Source organism: Bacillus sp. ISL-75 (assembly GCF_018613095.1).
Genome location: NZ_JAGGQX010000044.1, coordinates 1 through 17,062, shown reverse-complemented (window position 1 = coordinate 17,062; position 17,062 = coordinate 1). Strand labels below are relative to the sequence as shown.

Sequence of the window (17,062 nt, the reverse complement as noted above, 5' to 3'; positions counted from 1 at the left end):
TCGAATTAAAAATTGGTATAGACATCTATAAATATTTAGTGATATATTTACTAATGGAAAAGCGCTTTCACTAGAATGACTTTTAAAAAGGAGAGGACTATTATGTTAGGCTTTTTACAACGGATTGGTAAAGCATTAATGCTTCCGATAGCAGTATTGCCTGCTGCAGGGCTATTGCTTCGGTTTGGACAACCCGATTTATTAGATATTCCATTTATAGCAAATGCAGGAAACGCAATTTTTGCAAACTTAGCATTAATCTTCGCGATAGGAGTAGCCATTGGTTTTTCAAAGGATAACAATGGTGCCGCTGCATTATCTGGTGCAATAGGTTACTTGGTATTAACTGAAGGAACAAAAGCAATTGATAAAGATATTAATATGGGGGTTCTTGGAGGAATATTGGCCGGGATTATTGCGGGATTATTATACAATCGTTTCCATGATATAAAGTTGCCTGAGTGGCTGGGTTTCTTTAGCGGCAGACGGTTTGTTCCGATTATTACCTCCGTTGCAATGGTTCTTTTAGCTGGAATTGCCGGATTTGCTTGGCCGCCGATTCAGGATGCTATTAATGGGCTTGGTAACTGGATCATAGGATTAGGAGCAATCGGGTCAGGTATTTTCGGTTTTTTAAACCGTCTGCTCATTCCTTTAGGCTTGCACCATGTATTAAACAGTTTATTCTGGTTCCAATTTGGAGAGTATGCTGGTAAAACCGGAGATATTGCTCGTTTCTTTGCTGGAGATCCATCTGCGGGCGGTTATATGACTGGATTCTTCCCAGTTATGATGTTTGGACTTCCTGGTGCAGCGTTTGCTATTGTGGCTGCCGCAAAACCGGAGAAAAGAAAAGCTACATTAGGAATGTTTATTGGTCTAGCATTGACTTCATTCCTCACAGGGATTACAGAACCAGTTGAGTTTTCATTTATGTTTATTGCTCCATTATTATATGGTGTTCATGCTGTTTTAACAGGATTATCCTTTGTGATCACATCGATGCTTGGAATTCGTGATGGCTTCACTTTTTCTGCAGGTGCTATTGATTACGCATTAAACTTTAACATCGCTGAAAAGCCATTATTGTTATTAGTAGTAGGTCTTGTCTACGCCGTTATTTATTTCGTTATTTTCTACGGATTAATAAAAGCATTTAATATTAAAACACCTGGCCGTGAGGATGATGACGAAAACTTCGATAATGCGTCTCCCGCTGCCACTGTTGGTAACAATAAATTTGAAACGATGGCTTATCATTTTATTAATGATATTGGTGGAAGAGAAAACATTACAACAATTGATAATTGCACAACACGCCTTCGCTTAAATATTAAAGATATGGAGAAGGTAAACGAATCTGCCCTCAAAGCACATGGTGCTAAAGGAATTATGAAGTTAAATAAAACCAATCTGCAAATCGTGGTTGGTACAGAAGTAGAATTTGTTGCCGATGCTATGAAGAAAATTGATATGGACAACGTAAATCTTGATATAATTCCCAACGAAGACACATCAGTGAAAGAGAATCGGAAACTACCTCTTTCGGAAAAAGAATTTATTATGCCTATTGAAGGAGAAATTATTCCACTTCATGAGGTTCCAGACCAGGTCTTTTCACAAAAAATGATGGGCGATGGTTTTGCAATCGTTCCATCTAAAGGTTCAATAGTTTCACCTGTTGACGGTGAAATCATTAATATATTTCCAACAAAACATGCCCTTGGACTCAAATCAAAACAAGGATATGAAATTCTCATCCATGTTGGGATGGATACTGTGAATTTAAAAGGAGAAGGTTTTACAGTTCTTGTAAAAGAAGGCGAGCAGATTACAAAAGGGCAAGAAATTCTAAAATTTGATTTAGATTTTATCAAGAAGTCAGCTCCATCTACTGTTACTCCTATTATCTTTACGAACCTAACAAAATTAAATGTAAAGAAACAAGGACACACGCCTCAAGGTCAAAGTGGAATTCTATCGATTGAATAAAAAAGAACGACAGGTGTCAGGCACCTGTCGTTTCTTTTATGCGAATAGTTTCGCTTCTTCGGCTTGGAAAAAGCTCTTCATCGCATGAAATACATGAAGTCCATGTTTATACGATTGAATTTATTTAATCAATCTTTTAAATGGCAGTATGTTTACTTTTCTTAAAGAAATTTTATTATCTGGTGCAAGCGCATCGCATCCGTATCATATGGATGAAAAATGACATCTTTTGATACATTCACAAAAAACAGGTTATAGTATGTTCTGATTTGCTTCAGGAAATGGTAAAATAAATTATCTTGATAAGTAAAGGCACCTGTTTAGTTAGGTGCCTTCATTACTTCAAAGGAGACATAAATGTTTTCTTCATTTTCATTTTTTGAGATATTTTTTAACAAATCTAAATGGATTTCCTTAATTCTTACTGGTCTGTTAACCGCGTTTGCTAGCGAAATCAAAGTAATTCCTTTCAATGGGGAGGCTTTTCGTTTCGGATTAGGAAGTATTACTTTTTTTCTAATAATTCTTATTCAGCCACCAGCTTCATTAGCTCTAACAGGGTTCTTCACTGGCATGATTGTCGTTTGTTTTCGCATTCTTGGAGATTTGATGATTGATCCCTTTCCTTTCTTGGCAAGCATAAAGAATCATCTGCCTGCATTTCTGTTTTATTTCTTGTTTGGTTTAGGGCTCAGCGTGATTAAAATAGAGAAATACAAAACTTTTCCCCTTCTACTTGGTTTTTTGGCTGCTGGAATAGAGTTTATCGCAAACAGCGCAGAGCACCTAATGCGCTACCTGTTATTAAATCATGAGAACTCAGGCTTTAGCGAATGGGCATTATTAAGCGTGGTTGCCTTATTCCGGAGCTACTTCGTTGTAGGACTATATAGTTCCATAACTGTTTCGGAACAAAAAAAACGAATGCAAGAAATGCTCGAAGTTGGATCGGAATTATATTCGGAAACTCTCTACCTTCAGAAATCAATGAATCATATTGAACAAATCACGGCATCTTGCCATGATTTATATCGAAAATTAAAGAAGAGCAATCAGGGCGAGCTAAGCGTGCAAGCATTGCTCATTGCTCAAGAAATACATGAAGTGAAAAAGGATTCACAGCGGATACTTTCAGGTCTGTCCAAGATAACGATTCAAAAAAGTAATGATGATCTTTTTCTTTCTGATGTGCTAGGATTGGTGGTTACAGCAAATGAAAAATATAGTGAAATGTTAGACAAAAAAATCTCGTTTAATCTGACAATTTCTACTGATTTTTATACCCATCAAAAAATCCAATTACTGGCATTATTGAATAATCTGACCGCTAACGCTGTTGAGGCCATTTCGGAAAAAGGAAAAATCGATATAGATATCTTCGAGGAACTAGCGTTTATTTCTTTCACTATAAAAGATTCTGGAAATGGAATTCCCGAAGAGGACCTATCAATCATCTTTGAACCTGGCTATACAACAAAATTTAATAATCATGGGGTTGGTGCAACAGGGATTGGTCTATCTCATGTACATGAAATTGTTCATACTCTTCAAGGCCAAATTGAAGTAGAATCACAAGATGAAGGTACTACTTTTCGAATCAAAATTCCTACCGATAACATAAGAAAGAAAGGTGAATAAAACTGAGATATTTTATAGTAGACGACGATACAGCAAGTCGTAGAATGCTAAAGAAAATCATTTCAGAGAGCAAGCTAGGAGATGTAGTCGGTGAATCAGAATCTGGCGCCCATTCGCTTCCGCTCATTCTTTCGATCCGTCCAGATGTTGTCTTAATCGACTTTTTAATGCCTAATCTCGACGGAATTGAAACAATTGAACAATTGAGGATTCAAGGATTTCAAGGACAATTCATCATGATTTCTCAAATCGAAAATAAAGAAATTGTCGGTGAAGCTTATGAAAAGGGTGTTGAGTTCTTTATTCATAAACCAATCAACCGATTAGAAGTACAAAGCATTCTGAAAAAAACAGTAGGACAATATCGCCTTAGACAATCGTTAATGACTATTCGGGAATCCCTGGCATACATGGAATCAGACAAGTTTACGCAAAAACAACGAAGTGTGAAAGAAATCGTATATTCCATATTAAATGATATGGGGATTATCGGAGAGTCAGGAAGTGGGGATATGGTATTGATGATGGAATTTTTAATAAATCGCAAAGATTCCACTGCACTATTGCCCCCTCTCAAGGATTTATACGAAGCTATTTCCAGTACGAATAAAGCAGACATCCTGGATATTAAAAAAGAAACGAAATCGATTGAACAGCGTATCCGCAGAGCCATTATAGCAGCACTTAACAACTTGGCTTCATTAGGAACATTGGATTATACCAACCCCACTTTTGAATATTATGCACCCCGTTATTTCGATTTTCAAGAAATACGGGTACGAATGAAAGAATTGAATCAAATTAGCAATGAAGCAACGAAAGTAAAAATTAATATTAAAAAGTTCCTCCAAGTTTTGTTCCTTGATTCAGTAGAAAAATACTCTCAAACTTCATAAAAGAAACGATTTATTTCCCCAGATCTTTAGCTAAGTTCTGGGATTTTTTCTGTCGATTCAAAATAACGTAAATATTTTAAAATTAGTTATGTAGGATTTTGTAGGATTTAATAATCTCCTTATATGATTAACTTACATTTTAAAATTCACAGAAAAACTAGTAAGCGTTTACACACTATATTTTAAGGAGGATATTGGATGAAAAAATTTAAGTTCGGCTTAGCTTATCAAATTCTTGTTGGATTGATTTTGGGGATTATTGTCGGAGCCATTTTTTACGGAAATCCTGCAGTTGCAACCTATTTACAGCCCATTGGTGACATCTTTATTCGAATGATAAAAATGATTGTGGTTCCCATTGTTATTTCAACACTAATCCTTGGTGTTGCCGGAACCGGGGATATGAAAAAGTTAGGTAAACTCGGTGGGAAAACCATTCTTTACTTTGAAATTGTTACATCGATCGCTATTATAATAGGTTTGCTTGCAGCGAATATTTTTAAGCCAGGTGTAGGTGTGGATATGACCAAACTGGCTAAAGGCGATATACAAACATATGTAGACTCAACAAGTGAAGCAACAAGTCATAGTTTTATGGATACATTTGTCAATATTGTTCCGAAAAATATCTTCGAATCTATAGCAAATGGGGACATGCTTCCTATCATTTTCTTTTCCGTTATGTTTGGGTTAGGAATTGCCGCAATCGGTGAAAAAGGAAAACCAGTTCTTGCATTCTTCCAAGGTACGGCCGATGCCATGTTTTGGGTAACAAATCGGATTATGAAATTTGCACCATTTGGCGTTTTTGCCCTTATAGGTGTAACGGTTTCAAAATTTGGAGTAGCGTCCTTAATTCCACTTGGAAAATTAGTCATTTGTGTTTATGCCGCAATGTTCTTTTTTATTGTTGCTGTGTTAGGTGTTATAGCAAAGATATGTGGGACCAGCATTCTTCATCTTACAAAGATATTAAAGGACGAAATCATTTTAGCTTTTTCAACGGCCAGTTCAGAAAGCGTCTTGCCAAAAGTGATGGAAAAAATGGAGAAATACGGGTGTCCGAAAGATGTTGTTTCCTTTGTTATTCCAACAGGTTATTCATTTAACTTAGATGGTTCTACCCTCTATCAAGCGCTAGCAGCAATTTTCATTGCTCAAATGTATGGAATCGATTTAAGTATTTCTCAACAAATTTCTTTAATGTTAGTATTAATGGTTACATCCAAAGGAATTGCAGGTGTACCGGGTGTTTCTTTTGTGGTTCTATTAGCAACTTTAGGAACAGTAGGCATTCCACTAGAAGGCCTCGCATTTATAGCGGGTATCGATAGACTTCTAGATATGGCTCGTACCGTTGTTAATGTATTCGGTAACTCATTAGCAGCAATCGTTATGTCTAAGTGGGAAGGACGATTTGATTCAAAGAAAGGTAAAGAATACATCACTTCCATTGATAAAGCTGCATAAGATGGTAAACACAAAAAGGCGATGACACTCAGTCATCGCCTTTCATTTGTATTAATAATCGAACTTTTTATTATTTATTAGTGGTTTCCTTCAAACGGCTATGGTTGTCTTCGATTGATTTAGTACTTGGTCCTCCGTGTGTTAAAATTCGATTCACTCGATGTTTCACAAGCCAATCAATAGCTTCAAACTGATATTCATTTTTTACCTGATCAAACGCCATGTGAAAGGTTACATCCAGCCCTTTCGCAGATTCTAGCAGTTTGAGCGGGCATCCTCATCAATCCAATCAGAATCATTTAAGCAGCCAATCACCACTCCATCTGTCCCTAACTGCTTGAAATGGGCAATATCATTTTGCATAATCTTAATTTCTTCTTTAGTTTTGGATTCACTTAAGAAATCCGTATCTTCTGCTATCCCCCTGTCATCTTTACCAATTCCACAAAGCTTAATGTAAAGTAACTTGTAGCAATAGCAAAAAACGACTGGTGCCTGACACCAGTCGTTTTTGTTAAGCGAATAATTTCGATTCTTCTGCTTGGAAAAAGCTCTTCATTGCATGAAATACATCTGCTTTTTGCTTAAGAATATAGTGGCGAAATTGATCATCTTTAATGTTCTTATAAGCCGACATTAAGGTCGAATGACGGTTGTATTGATTTACTTCACCATATCCGAACATATTTGACACCTTCATTAACTCTTCAACTAGCTTCACGCAGCGGGCGTTATCTGATGTGAGATTATCACCGTCAGAGAAGTGGAATGGATAAATGTTGAACTTACGTGGATTGTATTTTGCATCAATGATCTCTAATGCTTTGCGGTATGCAGATGAGCAAATCGTCCCTCCGCTTTCACCTTTAGAGAAGAAATCCTCTTCAGTAACTACTTTAGCCTCGGTATGATGGGCAATAAATTCAATTTCCACTGTTTCATATTTCGTCCTTAAGAAGCGTGTCATCCAGAAGAAAAAGCTGCGAGCCATGTATTTCTCCCATATCCCCATTGATCCACTCGTATCCATCATTGCGATAACAACCGCTTTTGAATCCGGTTTAACTACTTCATTCCAGGTCTTAAATTTTAAATCATCCTTGTAGATCGGGTGGAAAGCTGGTTTTCCACTCATAGCATTCCTTTTGAAAGCTGACATCATTGTGCGTTTCTTATCAATATTACCCATTAATCCTGTTTTTCGTATATCGTTGAATTCAATATTTTCAACGAGATGCTCTTCCTGTTCTTTTCTCTTTAAATTTGGAAGCTCTAATTGTTTAAATAAAGCTTCCTCAAGCTCCATTAATGATACTTCTGCCTCAAAATAATCTTCGCCTGCTTGGTCTCCCGCTCCTTGGCCTTTACCTGGTCCCTTTTGGCCGCTAGAACCGTCACGTGCAACGACATCACCTACTTGACTGTCACCATCACCTTGGCCCACGTGTTTGTTTTTGTCATAATTATAACGAATTTTATATTCGTCCAATGAACGAATCGGAATTTTTACTACATCTCGACCATTAGACATAATTATGCTCTCTTCTGTAATTAAGTCTGGAAGATTGTTGCGAATTGCCTCCTGGACTTTTTCCTGATGCCTCTGCTGATCATCGTGGCCTTTACGATGGAGGGACCAATCTTCTCTTGAAATGACATATTGATGGTTGTTAACTGACAATGTAAACCCCTCCTTATTAATTTATTAGTTTCCAAAATGCACAAATTTTTATCAAATTCATAATATAACTCGAATGAAAAAATTAAGATAAATATGGATTACTTTATCCTATGCAGAAAAATAGAATAATTTACAAATTATTTTGACAATTGTGCTTTTGCCTACTAAATTGGACAAATTATCCATGTGGATGCACCGGGATTTCTCCTTATCATCATAAGGAAAAAAATAGACTGACAGATTACCTTCTGCCAGTCCTAGCTATTTTAATCCACTTATCTATTTAATAGACTACCAACATAACGCAGCAATTCATTAGCTGATGTTGTATTATAGCCATGCTCATCAACCAACCTGGCCACCACGTTATTAATCTTTTTCAATTGCTGTTCATCAGGTGTTTTCGATGAAGTGGTGATTTTTACTACATCCTTTAAATCTGCAAACAATTTCTTTTGAATGGCTTCACGCAGGCGGTCATGAGAGTTATAGTCAAAACGTTTGCCTTTTCTTGCAAAAGCAGAAATTCTTATTAGTACTTCTTCCCTGAAAGCCTTTTTCGCATTTTCAGAGATGCCGATTTGTTCTTCAATGGAACGCATGAGCTTTTCATCTGGATTGATTTCTTCTCCAGTAAGTGGATCGCGAAGCTTCGATTTGTTGCAATAAGCTTCAACATTGTCAAGGTAATTATCCATTAACGTTTTAGCTGACTCTTCGTATGAATAAACAAATGCTTTTTGGACTTCCTTCTTGGCAATATTATCATATTCTTTACGGGCTAATGAGATATAATTCATATAACGTTCACGTAACTCTGTTGTGATGGACGGGTGTTGATCAAGCCCATCTTTTAATGATCTTAATACATCAAGTGCATTAATTGAAGGTATTTCTTTACGAATGATTGTAGATGAGATCCGGTTAATCACGTAACGAGGATCAATACCACTCATACCTTCATCTGGATATTCCTTCTTAAGTTCATCCACATCCGCCGTATTAAAGCCCTCTACATTTTCTCCATCATAAAGACGCATTTTCTTAAGTAAATCAATATCGCCTTTTTTCGGTTCCTTTAAGCGAGTAAGGATGGTAAACATCGCTGCTACCTTTAACGTATGTGGTGCAATGTGAACATCAGAAACATCACTCTCATTAATCATCTTTTCATAAATTCTCTCTTCTTGTGACACCTTCAAGTTATAAGGAATAGGCATAACAATAATCCTTGAGTGGAGTGCTTCATTTTTCTTATTGGAGATAAAGGAACGATACTCCGTTTCGTTCGTGTGTGCTACGATTAGCTCATCAGCACTAATTAAGGCAAACCGGCCTGCTTTGAAATTCCCCTCTTGAGTTAGAGACAACAAGTGCCAAAGGAATTTCTCATCACACTTTAACATCTCCTGGAATTCCATCATTCCACGGTTCGCCTTATTAAGCTCACCATCGAAGCGATAGGCACGTGGATCTGATTCGGAACCAAATTCCGCAATGGTTGAAAAATCAATACTTCCTGTTAAATCGGCAATATCCTGTGATTTCGGATCGGATGGGCTAAATGTTCCGATTCCGGTTCGCTTATCTTCGGAGAAGAAGATTCTTTCTACTAAAACATCTTCGATTCGTCCACCATACTCCTGTTCTAGACGCATCATATTCAATGGAGAAAGATTACCTTCGATGCGAATTCCATACTCATCATGGAAATCCTTGCGTAAATGATGTGGAATTAAATGAAGTGGATCTTCATGCATTGGGCATCCTTTAATGGCAAACACAGAGCCTCTATCCGTGAGAGAGTAAGCTTCAAGTCCCCTTTTTAGCATGGTAACAAGAGTTGACTTCCCTCCACTTACAGGACCCATTAATAACAAAATACGCTTCCTTACATCCAGCCTTTTTGCTGCCGGATGGAAGTATTCTTCAACAAGCCGTTCCAGCGATTCCTCTAAACCAAATAATTGATTGCTAAAGAATTCATACTTTTTCGTCCCTTTTTCTTCAGTAATTCCTGCATCCTTAAGCATATTATAAACTCGTGAATGTGCCGACTGTGCAACCCATGGCTTCTCTTTCAACAACTGTAAATAATCTGCGAATGACCCTTCCCACCGTAGCTTTTCTTCTTCTTCGCGATACATCTCGATTTTTTTTAGAATATCCATAAGGCCCTCCCCCTGTAGGTTAATCAGAGACGATTAATATACTCTATGCTGATAAGCTTTTGAACATGCGTACCATTCCAAGTAGCGTCTATCTTTTTTGTATTAATAAAAAGAATCTCCCTCTTTTCATTTTTATAAGATAGGCTATAATAAAACTATATGTGTGATAAAAATGAAAAATGTATGACGAAGGAGGATTACATAAATATGAACACTTTCATCGTTTGTTTAGTAATGGTCACGTTTTTAGCGGCAATCTTCACATCAGGTTATAATGACAAACCAGGTTCTTCAAAATAAAAAAACTGCCAATCGGCAGTTTTTTTATTTAAGATTAAGTTTATTTTTTTGAACAAACTCCTTCATATACATTCTACTCTTCCTATCAAGCATAGTAGCTATTTGGTCAGTCCAGCGGTCCTTTCTTTTCCCATTGGTCCGCTCTTCATAGTAACACGAAATCAAATCATCATATTTTTGCAGTTCACTTAGATAAACTTCAGTGCTTTGTTGATATTCATCTTCATGGTAAACATGTTCATACGGGAGCCTAGGTTTTTTGTCTGTCAATTTGGTTGGTACTCCAACAGCTAGCCCGAACAAAGGAATAACCCGCTCAGGTGTTTTTAAAAGCTTTTTAACTTCTTCTAGGTTGTTGCGAATTCCACCTATGTAGCATATTCCTAACCCAAGCGATTCCGCTGCAATCGCTGCATTTTGTGCAGCTAAAGAAGCATCTATTAGAGCAACCATGAACTTTTCAGTACTTTCGATAGATGGAGTAACATCTTTTTGTTCCTTCTCCCCAATAATGGTGTGACGATAAAGATCGGCGCAAAAAACAAAAAAGTGACCATTTTTTTCAACATATTCTTGGTTACCAGCAATCTCAGCTAATTTTTTCTTTTTCTCTTTGTCCTTAACACCAATAATAGAGTAGGCTTGAATAAAACTTGATGTTGCCGCTGCTTGGGCACTAGTAACAATCGTTTTGATTTGTTCATCTGTTAATGGCTTGTCCTCAAAATGACGAAGGGAGCGATGATTAAGAATTGTTTTGATAACTTCATTCATGACAAACTTCCTTTCATTTCATCAAAAGGAGGCCCGATAGGACCTCCTTTTATTATTTTAGATGTGCATAGTTTTGCTGACGAAGTGCTTCATAAATAAGAATGGCAGCTGTATTGGATAAATTTAAGGAACGGATATTTTCATTCATAGGGATCCGCAAACTGACGTCTTTGTTATTTTCAATAACATCTTTCGGAAGTCCTGTCGTTTCCCGTCCAAAGATAAAATAGTAATCTTTGCTTGAATTACTATAATCAAAGCTGCTAAAAGGCTTTTGACCAAATTTTGTGATATAAAAAAAATCACCGCCAGCATTCTTTTCATAAAAGTCATCAAGTGAATCATAGTAGACAATATTAACGTGTTGCCAATAATCCAAACCTGCTCTTTTTAACATTTTGTCATCGGTCGAAAAACCTAATGGACGGATTAAATGTAAATTGGTATCTGTTCCGGCGCATGTTCTTGCTATATTTCCTGTATTAGAAGGAATCTGTGGTTGATATAATACTACATTTATTGACACGTTTCTCACCTCGATAAAAAACTCTACATGCCATTATACCACTATGATTTATCCTTTCAATAATGATGCATTTTTAACCCAGAATCGTATAAAACTTATATTTTATTTTAGGTGTGTAGGCAGATGAATCTTCATATGCCCAATACCTCATTCGGCTATTATAGGTATGGGCGTTCACTAACGGCATTCCATGTGCATCCTTACCCGTAACAATTGTATTATGATTAAATCGTCCATCCCCTTCAAAATCGTAACAAATAACATCACCTAATAATAATTGATCAGGACTGTTGACTTCCCGTGCCCGTAAACCACTTTTAGAATGTGCAAAATAAAGCTTAAATGAGTGTGCCACCGCCCAGCTGTAGCTCCAATTCTTATTTTGGAGCCACCACCCTGTGCTCCGATTTGGATAGCCTCTCATCGGCGCTTCGCCCGTATGGAGGCATTGTGAAATAAAGTTGGTGCAATCATTCTCAAATTTTTTGTAGGCAGGATTGTAGCTATTCCACCAGCGTTCCGCATATTGTACAGCTTTTAAGCGGTTGTATTGAAAGCTTAATCGTTCATCACTATCCTCAAAGCTCTGTGTAATTGGTACTTGATAAGGCTCTTGATGATCATAAGGGTTGATTTCCTCATCCATCACTAAAGCCTCTTTATAAAACTTAGCTAATCTTTCTTCGACTTCTTCCTCCATGTAAAGAATACCTTTTTGCTTAATTAAATATTGATAATGAGCATGATATTTTACGGTTTGAAATTCATCCTCTTCATTTCTTTCTATTATTCTGCCGGCTGCTTTTACTTTGACAATTTCTGCAGCCCTTTTTGACAATGCACTTTGTTTTATTTCAGCCTTTGGAAAAAATACTTTATGTGTTCTTTTATCGGAGACAAATTGATTTACTCTTTTATCAAATAAATCTTGTATCAAATGAAGCATATTTCTCACCCCTTTCTCTCATACATATGAGAGAAGACAGGATTTCAATCAAAAAAAATGAGCGAACCCTTGAGTTCACTCATTTTTACCTATAATAACTTAAACCTTTTTCTATTTCATTTTGTACTTCCAGATCGGTTTCAAGCTCTTGAGCTTTTTTTAAGGCAGCAAAAGCAGTTTCACCGCCAATTTTCCCAAGTGCCCAGGCAGCTGTTCCTCTTGATACTGGGCTTCCCTCAGTTTCTAATACATCCACTAATTCGGGAATTGCTGTTATATCCTTAAAATGGGCAAGCGCAATAATCGCATTCCGTTGAATCGGCTTTTTCCCTCGCCATGAACCAGCAACGTAACCAAATTTAGCTTTAAATTCCCGATTGCTTAATTTTAAGATTGGCTTTAGTAACGGTTTGGCAATATCAGAATCCGCTTCAAGTTCCTCATGGAAATGAAAATTCTTCCCTTTGTTAACCGGACATGCTGTTTGGCAGGAATCACAGCCATAGACACGGTTACCAATTTTGTCTCTAAACTCATCTGGGATAAATGTTTTTGTTTGTGTTAAATAAGAAATACAGCGCTGTGCATTAATTTGTCCACCTTGTACAAGGGCCCCTGTTGGACAAGCATCCAAACACTTTGTGCATGACCCGCATTGGTCTTCAATGGGTGTATCTGGTTCAAAAGGGATACTGGTAATCATTTCCCCTAGATAAACATATGATCCGAACTCCGGTGTAATAATGGAACAATTTTTTCCGCTCCAACCAATTCCAGCACGCTCGGCAACAGCGCGGTCTGAGAGTTCTCCAGTGTCAACCATCGATTTTAACCTAGCTTCTGGCATTTTTGCAGAGATAAACTCCTCAAGTTTGTGTAGCCGGTCCTTGAGAACATGATGATAGTCGAAACCCCAAGAGGCCCTGCTGAAAATCCCTCTTCTCTCACCCTTTTTACTCTCAACACGGTTATTCATTTTGGAAGGGTAAGCTATGGCAATGGAAATGATCGAACGAGGTTCCTCTAGTAATAATGAAGGGGTCACTCTTTTCTCTATATCTGGTTCTTCAAATCCTGATTGGTATTTGAGTTCCTGTTGCCTTATTAACCGGTTTTTCAATTCAGTGAACGTGTCTGCGGTAGTGAAACCAATTTTATCGATTCCAATTTCTTTACTATAGGCGATGAGTTCTTCCTTTAAGTTTAGGACATCCATTTGATCCCCACCTTCCCTAGAAGTCATTTATTTTAATCATTGGCTTGTTATATTATTAGATACGCATCTATTTATGATAAACTATTTTCAATGAATTTTGGAGGTGGAATGGTTGGAAATTCAACTCTCACAGGAATTATTTGAGCAATTACCTAACTTTAAGCTGGGGATAATTGAATATAAAGATATTATGGTCGGGGAATCGCAGCAAATGATAAAAGGAAGACTCCAGCTTTTCCAAGAATCTATTTATTTTGATTTAGAAAATAAAAATGTTACTGAACTCTCTGGCATTCAGGAATGGCGTACTATTTTTAAAAAGATCGGTAAAGACCCGAACAGGTATCGACCCTCAGTAGAGGCGTTATACAGGAGAATACAAAAACAAAATTACCTTACTTCCGTTCAGAGTGCGATTGATATAAATAATTTTTTCTCTTTACAATATCAAGTACCAATCGGAATATATGACCTGGATCTCATAAAGGGACGGGTGAGCATTCGGTTGGGAGCGGTGGGTGAGGAATATAACGGATTGAATGGGCGAATAAATTCTTTAAATCGTCTAATTGTATCTTGTGATGAACAGGGGCCATTTGGAAGTCCATTCGTCGATTCTGATAGAGCACCAGTAACTTTTGATACTAAAAATGCCCTGCAAATTATTTATTTGAGGCCTTCAACCGACATTGAAAACGCGATGAAACTAACAGAATCTTTAATGAACATGTTTACAAAATTACATGGAGGAGAAGCTTCCTTCCAAATCCTTAGGTGTCCATAGGGCATCTTTTTCTTTGTATAGAAAAAAACGCAATGCATCGTTCTCTTATGTAACGATACACTGCGTTAGTTAATATGTATGGAGCGGGTGATGGGAATCGAACCCACTACATCAGCTTGGAAGGCTGAGGTTTTACCAGTAAACTACACCCGCATTAATATGTGACAATTTTTTGAATCATCAACTGACCTTTTCTATATTACACACTATTTTTAGTATCGTCAAGGGAAAAATGCAAATTTTGTCGAATTTATTTAAGAGTGGTGCATTATTTTGGGAAAGAAACAAGAATTTTAGTTTGACAGTCTTCATAAAAGATTATGGAGATTATGGATTATACCATTAGTGTGTTTTCGTCAATAATGATGTAATTATAAAGGAGATGCTCATTAAAATTGATATTTTGTGTAAAATTACACTTAATTATCTGGAATTTTTTGATTGATTTAACGATTTACTATTCAATGGGCGAATTTTTGAGTTTTATGAGCGAATCTTGGTTTTTAATGTGCGAATTTCGAACTTTTATGGGCGATTCTAGTGTTTTTATGGGCGAATTTTATGAGCAACAATCTTTTAGAAAAGAACAAAATAAAATTTAGTCAAAAAAAAGTTGCTCATATTTTTATGAGCAACTTTCTTATTAAAACAAATTGATACCGGTGATCGGGGTCGAACCGATACTCCTCACGGAACACGATTTTGAGTCGTGCGCGTCTGCCAATTCCGCCACACCGGCGCGTATAAAATTGTTTTGATAAAGCAATGCCGAGGACCGGAATCGAACCGGTACGGTAGTCACCTACCGCAGGATTTTAAGTCCTGTGCGTCTGCCAGTTCCGCCACCCCGGCAAAATCTAATTACCTGTTTTAATCCATACCTAGCAAATGTTTTATGGAGGCGGCAACCGGATTCGAACCGGTGGTAAAGGTTTTGCAGACCTCTGCCTTACCACTTGGCTATGCCGCCATATACATTTGGAGCGGAAGACGGGATTCGAACCCGCGACCCCCACCTTGGCAAGGTGATGTTCTACCACTGAACTACTTCCGCAAATTGGCTGGGCTAGCTGGATTTGAACCAACGCATGTCGCAGTCAAAGTGCGATGCCTTACCGCTTGGCTATAGCCCAATGTTTTAATTAATATTATGGGGCGACTGATGGGAATCGAACCCACGAATGCCTGAACCACAATCAGGTGCGTTAACCACTTCGCCACAATCGCCACAATATAATTGGCAGGGGTAGTAGGAATTGAACCCACACCAAAGGTTTTGGAGACCTTCGTTCTACCTTTAAACTATACCCCTATAAATGGTGGAGGGGGACGGATTCGAACCGCCGAACCCGGAGGGAGCGGATTTACAGTCCGCCGCGTTTAGCCACTTCGCTACCCCTCCACATATTATATTCACTGAGTAATTTCTGGTGCCGGCGAGAGGACTTGAACCCCCAACCTACTGATTACAAGTCAGTTGCTCTACCAATTGAGCTACCCCGGCGTAAAGTTTGGTATATTATTTGATTTATCCACGCTGTCCTAGTTATCGTCATCCTGACCTCAGGAAGTTTATACAAGCAGCAACTCGGTCAGTATGCTGAAGATAATTCAGGAAGCATATTCGGTCGTGCTCTACCAATTGAGCTACCCGGCAAGTTTTTAATATAAATGGTGGCTCAGGACGGAATCGAACCGCCGACACAAGGATTTTCAGTCCTTTGCTCTACCGACTGAGCTACTGAGCCATAATAGTTTGCCAAATGAAAATGGCGGTCTGGACGGGACTCGAACCCGCGACCTCCTGCGTGACAGGCAGGCATTCTAACCAACTGAACTACCAGACCAATTGCGGGGACAGGATTTGAACCTGCGACCTTCGGGTTATGAGCCCGACGAGCTACCGGACTGCTCCCCCCCGCGACAATAATAATAATAATAATAATAATCTAATTTGAAAATATGGTGGAGGATGACGGGCTCGAACCGCCGACCCTCTGCTTGTAAGGCAGATGCTCTCCCAGCTGAGCTAATCCTCCACAAATCAATGGTGACCCCTACGGGACTCGAACCCGTGTTACCTCCGTGAAAGGGAGGTGTCTTAACCGCTTGACCAAGGGGCCATATCTTTTAAAGAAATTATGGCGGAGAGCAAGGGATTTGAACCCTTGAGACAGGGTTACCCGCCTACACGATTTCCAATCGTGCTCCTTCGGCCACTCGGACAGCTCTCCATAATGGCTCCGCAGGTAGGACTCGAACCTACGACCGATCGGTTAACAGCCGATAGCTCTACCACTGAGCTACTGCGGAATAATTAAAATTGTTACCTAATTCTAGCTATGTTACAACCATGTCCCCGCCTCAGTAAGTAACGCAAGAAGCGACTCGGCGTGTACAACTCGCAGCATATTCATGAAGCTTTGCTCGTCTCTACCACTGAGCTACTGCGGAATAATAGTATTACAGCCTGGCAACGTCCTACTCTCACAGGGACGCGTGTCCCAACTACCATCGGCGCTGAGAAGCTTAACTTCCGTGTTCGGTATGGGAACGGGTGTGACCTTCTCGCCATAATTGCCAGACCATTTATTCGACACTATTTTATTATAATGTCTTTTTCATATTTTTCAAGAGGAAAATTATTTTTTTTTCATTCCCTCAAAAC

Annotated in this window: 12 protein-coding genes, 17 tRNA genes and 1 rRNA gene; 5 read left to right on the top strand and 25 right to left on the bottom strand. The window is 38.2% G+C overall.

The features are described 5' to 3' along the window. Nucleotides 1-102 precede the first annotated feature (102 nt). From nagE to J7E63_RS18070, 4 genes are all read left to right on the top strand, one after another. Nucleotides 103-1,992, top strand: coding sequence for an N-acetylglucosamine-specific PTS transporter subunit IIBC (gene nagE / locus J7E63_RS18085; protein WP_215014807.1), 1,890 nt, complete (start codon nt 103-105; stop codon nt 1,990-1,992). Nucleotides 1,993-2,349: 357 nt separating this feature from the next. After that, the gene (locus J7E63_RS18080; RefSeq protein WP_215014805.1) at nt 2,350-3,630 is read left to right on the top strand and encodes an ATP-binding protein; all 1,281 of its coding nucleotides are present in this window, start codon (nt 2,350-2,352) and stop codon (nt 3,628-3,630) included. 2 nt (nt 3,631-3,632) lie between these two features. Then, nucleotides 3,633-4,526, top strand: coding sequence for a response regulator (locus J7E63_RS18075; RefSeq protein ID WP_215014892.1), 894 nt, complete (start codon nt 3,633-3,635; stop codon nt 4,524-4,526). Nucleotides 4,527-4,724: 198 nt separating this feature from the next. Further along, the gene (locus J7E63_RS18070) at nt 4,725-5,996 is read left to right on the top strand and encodes a cation:dicarboxylate symporter family transporter (protein ID WP_215014803.1); all 1,272 of its coding nucleotides are present in this window, start codon (nt 4,725-4,727) and stop codon (nt 5,994-5,996) included. A 70-nt stretch (nt 5,997-6,066) separates the two neighbouring features. On the opposite strand, the gene J7E63_RS29715 is transcribed toward J7E63_RS18070, so the two are convergent. From J7E63_RS29715 to queG, 7 genes are all read right to left on the bottom strand, one after another. After that, nucleotides 6,067-6,219: a beta/alpha barrel domain-containing protein gene (locus tag J7E63_RS29715; protein ID WP_251033603.1), complete on the bottom strand. Its 153-nt coding sequence runs from the start codon at nt 6,217-6,219 to the stop codon at nt 6,067-6,069. A 291-nt stretch (nt 6,220-6,510) separates the two neighbouring features. After that, nucleotides 6,511-7,677, bottom strand: a complete 1,167-nt coding sequence (gene yhbH, locus J7E63_RS18060) for a sporulation protein YhbH (protein ID WP_215014801.1) — start codon at nt 7,675-7,677, stop codon at nt 6,511-6,513. A gap of 275 nt (nt 7,678-7,952) precedes the next feature. Continuing rightward, nucleotides 7,953-9,848 carry a PrkA family serine protein kinase gene (locus J7E63_RS18055; protein WP_215014799.1) on the bottom strand — a complete coding sequence of 632 codons (1,896 nt, stop codon included), beginning with the start codon at nt 9,846-9,848 and terminating at the stop codon, nt 7,953-7,955. 324 nt (nt 9,849-10,172) lie between these two features. Next, a complete protein-coding gene (gene nfsA / locus J7E63_RS18050) occupies nt 10,173-10,922 on the bottom strand; it encodes an oxygen-insensitive NADPH nitroreductase (protein ID WP_215014797.1) in 750 nt (249 codons plus the stop codon). A 52-nt stretch (nt 10,923-10,974) separates the two neighbouring features. Next, nucleotides 10,975-11,448, bottom strand: coding sequence for a tRNA (uridine(34)/cytosine(34)/5-carboxymethylaminomethyluridine(34)-2'-O)-methyltransferase TrmL (gene trmL, locus J7E63_RS18045; protein WP_088085886.1), 474 nt, complete (start codon nt 11,446-11,448; stop codon nt 10,975-10,977). Nucleotides 11,449-11,521: 73 nt separating this feature from the next. Continuing rightward, entirely contained in the window at nt 11,522-12,394 is an 873-nt protein-coding gene (locus tag J7E63_RS18040) for an amidase domain-containing protein (RefSeq protein WP_215014795.1), read from the bottom strand. A gap of 85 nt (nt 12,395-12,479) precedes the next feature. Then, nucleotides 12,480-13,610, bottom strand: coding sequence for a tRNA epoxyqueuosine(34) reductase QueG (gene queG, locus J7E63_RS18035; protein WP_215014793.1), 1,131 nt, complete (start codon nt 13,608-13,610; stop codon nt 12,480-12,482). Nucleotides 13,611-13,722: 112 nt separating this feature from the next. Between queG and J7E63_RS18030 the strand changes: the two genes are divergently transcribed. Continuing rightward, nucleotides 13,723-14,394, top strand: a complete 672-nt coding sequence (locus J7E63_RS18030; protein WP_215014791.1) for a B3/B4 domain-containing protein — start codon at nt 13,723-13,725, stop codon at nt 14,392-14,394. Between the two features lie 79 nt (nt 14,395-14,473). On the opposite strand, the gene J7E63_RS18025 is transcribed toward J7E63_RS18030, so the two are convergent. From J7E63_RS18025 to rrf, 18 genes are all read right to left on the bottom strand, one after another. Next, a tRNA-Gly gene (locus J7E63_RS18025) sits at nt 14,474-14,547 on the bottom strand. Nucleotides 14,548-15,051: 504 nt separating this feature from the next. After that, nucleotides 15,052-15,133 (bottom strand) — tRNA-Leu (locus J7E63_RS18020). A gap of 27 nt (nt 15,134-15,160) precedes the next feature. Beyond that, nucleotides 15,161-15,246 (bottom strand) — tRNA-Leu (locus J7E63_RS18015). Nucleotides 15,247-15,290: 44 nt separating this feature from the next. After that, nucleotides 15,291-15,364, bottom strand: a tRNA-Cys gene (locus J7E63_RS18010). Nucleotides 15,365-15,373: 9 nt separating this feature from the next. Beyond that, nucleotides 15,374-15,448 (bottom strand) — tRNA-Gly (locus J7E63_RS18005). Between the two features lie 4 nt (nt 15,449-15,452). Continuing rightward, nucleotides 15,453-15,527 (bottom strand) — tRNA-Gln (locus tag J7E63_RS18000). A gap of 18 nt (nt 15,528-15,545) precedes the next feature. Further along, nucleotides 15,546-15,621, bottom strand: a tRNA-His gene (locus J7E63_RS17995). 11 nt (nt 15,622-15,632) lie between these two features. Continuing rightward, nucleotides 15,633-15,706, bottom strand: a tRNA-Trp gene (locus J7E63_RS17990). 5 nt (nt 15,707-15,711) lie between these two features. Then, nucleotides 15,712-15,796, bottom strand: a tRNA-Tyr gene (locus J7E63_RS17985). Between the two features lie 26 nt (nt 15,797-15,822). Next, a tRNA-Thr gene (locus tag J7E63_RS17980) sits at nt 15,823-15,898 on the bottom strand. A 168-nt stretch (nt 15,899-16,066) separates the two neighbouring features. Next, nucleotides 16,067-16,142, bottom strand: a tRNA-Phe gene (locus J7E63_RS17975). A 22-nt stretch (nt 16,143-16,164) separates the two neighbouring features. After that, nucleotides 16,165-16,241 (bottom strand) — tRNA-Asp (locus J7E63_RS17970). Between the two features lie 2 nt (nt 16,242-16,243). Then, nucleotides 16,244-16,317 (bottom strand) — tRNA-Met (locus tag J7E63_RS17965). A gap of 40 nt (nt 16,318-16,357) precedes the next feature. Continuing rightward, a tRNA-Val gene (locus J7E63_RS17960) sits at nt 16,358-16,433 on the bottom strand. Between the two features lie 9 nt (nt 16,434-16,442). Then, nucleotides 16,443-16,517: transfer RNA gene (locus tag J7E63_RS17955), tRNA-Glu, on the bottom strand. A gap of 19 nt (nt 16,518-16,536) precedes the next feature. After that, nucleotides 16,537-16,628: transfer RNA gene (locus tag J7E63_RS17950), tRNA-Ser, on the bottom strand. Between the two features lie 4 nt (nt 16,629-16,632). Beyond that, nucleotides 16,633-16,707: transfer RNA gene (locus J7E63_RS17945), tRNA-Asn, on the bottom strand. A 155-nt stretch (nt 16,708-16,862) separates the two neighbouring features. Continuing rightward, a 5S ribosomal RNA gene (gene rrf / locus J7E63_RS17940) occupies nt 16,863-16,979 on the bottom strand. Between the last annotated feature and the right edge of the window lie 83 nt (nt 16,980-17,062).

Coding starts and splice junctions, on each gene's coding strand:
- J7E63_RS18055 (WP_215014799.1), bottom strand. CDS start 9,848: ATGGATATTCTAAAAAAAATCGAGATGTATCGCGAAGAAGAAGAAAAG.
- nfsA (WP_215014797.1), bottom strand. CDS start 10,922: ATGAATGAAGTTATCAAAACAATTCTTAATCATCGCTCCCTTCGTCAT.
- queG (WP_215014793.1), bottom strand. CDS start 13,610: ATGGATGTCCTAAACTTAAAGGAAGAACTCATCGCCTATAGTAAAGAA.
- J7E63_RS18040 (WP_215014795.1), bottom strand. CDS start 12,394: ATGCTTCATTTGATACAAGATTTATTTGATAAAAGAGTAAATCAATTT.
- J7E63_RS29715 (WP_251033603.1), bottom strand. CDS start 6,219: ATGGCGTTTGATCAGGTAAAAAATGAATATCAGTTTGAAGCTATTGAT.
- J7E63_RS18070 (WP_215014803.1), top strand. CDS start 4,725: ATGAAAAAATTTAAGTTCGGCTTAGCTTATCAAATTCTTGTTGGATTG.
- nagE (WP_215014807.1), top strand. CDS start 103: ATGTTAGGCTTTTTACAACGGATTGGTAAAGCATTAATGCTTCCGATA.
- J7E63_RS18080 (WP_215014805.1), top strand. CDS start 2,350: ATGTTTTCTTCATTTTCATTTTTTGAGATATTTTTTAACAAATCTAAA.